This is a genomic window from Streptomyces sp. DH12, from assembly GCF_020873895.1.
GTDB lineage: Bacteria > Actinomycetota > Actinomycetes > Streptomycetales > Streptomycetaceae > Streptomyces.
Map to the genome: position 1 here is coordinate 1 of NZ_JAHWGT010000074.1, position 2,846 is coordinate 2,846.

The 2,846-nt window shown below is 72.9% G+C and carries 2 protein-coding genes and 2 rRNA genes; all 4 read left to right on the plus strand.

Features of this window, described 5'->3' with window-relative positions:
* Positions 1-105, plus strand: a 23S ribosomal RNA gene (locus LPA54_RS32480); the annotation flags it as partial.
* Positions 106-209: 104 nt separating this feature from the next.
* Positions 210-326, plus strand: a 5S ribosomal RNA gene (rrf, locus tag LPA54_RS32485).
* Positions 327-341: 15 nt separating this feature from the next.
* Positions 342-1,895 (plus strand): hypothetical protein, encoded by a 1,554-nt coding sequence (locus LPA54_RS42535; protein WP_267487915.1) that lies wholly within the window; start codon positions 342-344, stop codon positions 1,893-1,895.
* On the plus strand, positions 1,880-2,761 hold the full coding sequence (locus tag LPA54_RS32495; RefSeq protein ID WP_228984373.1) for a tetratricopeptide repeat protein: 882 nt from the start codon (positions 1,880-1,882) through the stop codon (positions 2,759-2,761). The genes LPA54_RS42535 and LPA54_RS32495 overlap by 16 nt, the downstream gene beginning before the upstream one ends.
* Positions 2,762-2,846: the final 85 nt, after the last annotated feature.

The following is a 2,846-nucleotide window of genomic DNA, read 5'->3' on the forward strand; positions in this document are numbered from 1 at the left end:
TTGAGAGGGTAAGGCTCCCAGTAGACGACTGGGTTGATAGGCCGGATATGGAAGCCCAGTAATGGGTGGAGTTGACCGGTACTAATAGGCCGAGGGCTTGTCCTCAGTTGCTCGCGTCCACTGTGTTGTTCCCGGGTTGCGAACAGTCGCACCGGCACACGAAAAAGATCAAGTGAATAGTGTGCTTGTTCGCTCGAACCCAATAGGGTTTCGGTGGTCATAGCGTTAGGGAAACGCCCGGTTACATTTCGAACCCGGAAGCTAAGCCTTTCAGCGCCGATGGTACTGCAGGGGGGACCCTGTGGGAGAGTAGGACGCCGCCGAACAATCTTTCAGGACCCGTGGTCCCAGCGTTCATGCTGGGACCACGGGTCCTTTTTTGTTGTCAGTTGTCCGTGCTCGAAGCGCGGGGGGACTCCCTCTGCGCGAGAATGACTTGCGGTACCCGAAGACAGGAGCCCCACCCATGTCCACCAACTCCTCCGACGACCGTCCGGAGCGTGAGCCCCGTCGTAGGGACGGTGGCGAGCGGGGCGGCTTCCGTGGTCCCCGGCGCGACGACGACCGCCGCGGCAGTGGCGACAGGCCGGCGTTCCGCCGTGACGACCGCGGTGGCGACAGGCCGGCGTTCCGCCGCGATGACCGGGGTGGCGACAAGCCGGGGTTCCGCCGCGATGACCGTGGTGGCGACCGTCCGCCGTTCCGTCGGGACGACCGTGACCGCGGACCGCGTCGCGACGACGACCGCCGTGACGACCGCGGCGGTTTCCGCCGGGACGACCGTGGCGGTGGTTTCCGCCGCGATGACGACCGCCGAGGCACTGGTGGCGGCGGCTTCCGCCCCGCCGACCGCCGCGACGACCGTGGCGGCTCCCGCCCCGCCGACCGCGGTGGTGAGCGCGGAGGTTTCCAGCGCGACGATCGCGGTGGCGACCGTGGTGGCTTCCGTCGCGATGACCGCGGTGGCGAGCGTGGTGGCTTCCGTCGCGATGACCGTGGCGGTGACCGGCCGGCGTTCCGCAGGGACGACCGCGGTGGCGACCGGCCGGCGTTCCGGCGCGACGACCGGGGCGGCTTCCCCCGTGACGACCGCGCCCCCCGACGTGACGACCGCGGCGGTGACCGTGGCGGCTTCCGCCGCGATGACCGCGGTGGCGAGCGTGGCGGCTTCCGTCGTGACGACCGCGGTGGCGAGCGCGGTGGCTTCCGTCGTGACGACCGCGGTGGCGAGCGCGGCGGTTTCCAGCGTGACGACCGCGGTGGCGACCGTGGTGGCTTCCGTCGTGACGACCGGCGCGACGACCGTGGCGGCGATCGCGGTGGCTTCCCCCGTGACGACCGCGCCCCCCGCCGTGACGACCGTGGCGGTTTCCAGCGTGACGACCGCGGCGGTGACCGTGGCGGCTTCCGCCGCGACGACCGCCGCGACGACCGCGGTGGCGAGCGTGGGGGCTTCCGGCGCGACGACCGCGGCGGGTCCCCGCGTGACGACCGCGCCCCCCGTCGCGACGACCGTGGCGGTTTCCAGCGCGATGACCGCGGTGGCGACCGTGGCGGGTTCCGCCGGGACGACCGCGGCGGTGACCGTGGTGGCTTCCGCCGCGACGACCGGCGTGACGAGCGTCGGGACGACCGTCCGGCGTTCCGCCGCGACGACCGGGACCGCGACCGCGGACCGCGTCGCGACGACGACCGCCGGGGCGGCTTCCGCGGCGGGCGTGACGACCGGCGGGACGACCGCGGGCGCGGTGGCTTCCGTGGACGTGACGACCGGCGTGACGACCGCCGTGACGACCGCCGTGACGACCGGCGCGACCGCGAACCCATCAAGCGGCTGCCCATCCCCGACGACGTCACCGGCGACGAGATCGACAAGGACGTGCGGCAGGAGCTGATGAGCCTGCCCAAGACCCTCGCCGAGGACGTCGCGCGCAACCTCGTCATGGTCGCCCAGCTCATCGACGAGGACCCGGAGAGGGCGTACGCCTACTCCCGCATCGCCCTGCGGCTCGCCTCCCGCGTCGCCGCCGTCCGCGAGGCCGCCGGTTTCGCCGCGTACGCGACGCAGAAGTTCGCCGAGGCCCTCGCCGAGTTCCGCGCCGCCCGCCGGATGACCGGCAGCGTCGAACTCTGGCCCGTCATGGCCGACTGCGAGCGCGGCCTCGGCCGTCCCGAGCGGGCGCTCGCCATGGCCGGCGAGCCCGAGGTGCAGAAGCTCGACAAGGCCGGCCAGGTCGAGATGCGGCTCGTCGTCGCCGGCGCCCGCCGCGACATGGGGCAGATCGACGCCGCGATCGTCACCCTCCAGTCGCCCGAGCTGGCCTCCAACTCCGTCCAGCCCTGGACCGCCCGACTGCGGTACGCCTACGCCGACGCGCTGCTGGCCGCCGGACGGGAGGACGAGGCCCGCGAGTGGTTCGCCAAGGCCCTCGAAGCCGACAAGGACGGCAGCACCGACGCCTCCGACCGGCTCGCCGAGCTTGACGGCGTCGAGTTCGTCGACGCCTTCGACGAGGAGACGGAGGAGACGGAGGAGACGGAGGAGACGGAGGGGATCGAGGACGGCCGTCGGGTCGCCGAAGTCGCCGAGGTGGCCGAGGCGGTCGAGAACGACGCCGACGTCGCCGTCGCGGACGAGCCGGTCCCGGCCGACGAGGCCGCCCCCGCCACCGAGGCCACGGCCACCCCCGCCGCCGAGCCCGCCACCACCGAGCCCGTCGCCGACGAGCGCGGTGGGGACGAGGACGCGGCCGGGCGCTGACCGTTCGGCTCGCGCGGCGAGCCGGCGGCCGTAGGACGACACACGGAAGGGCGGCACCCCCACCAGGGGGTGCCGCCCTTACCAG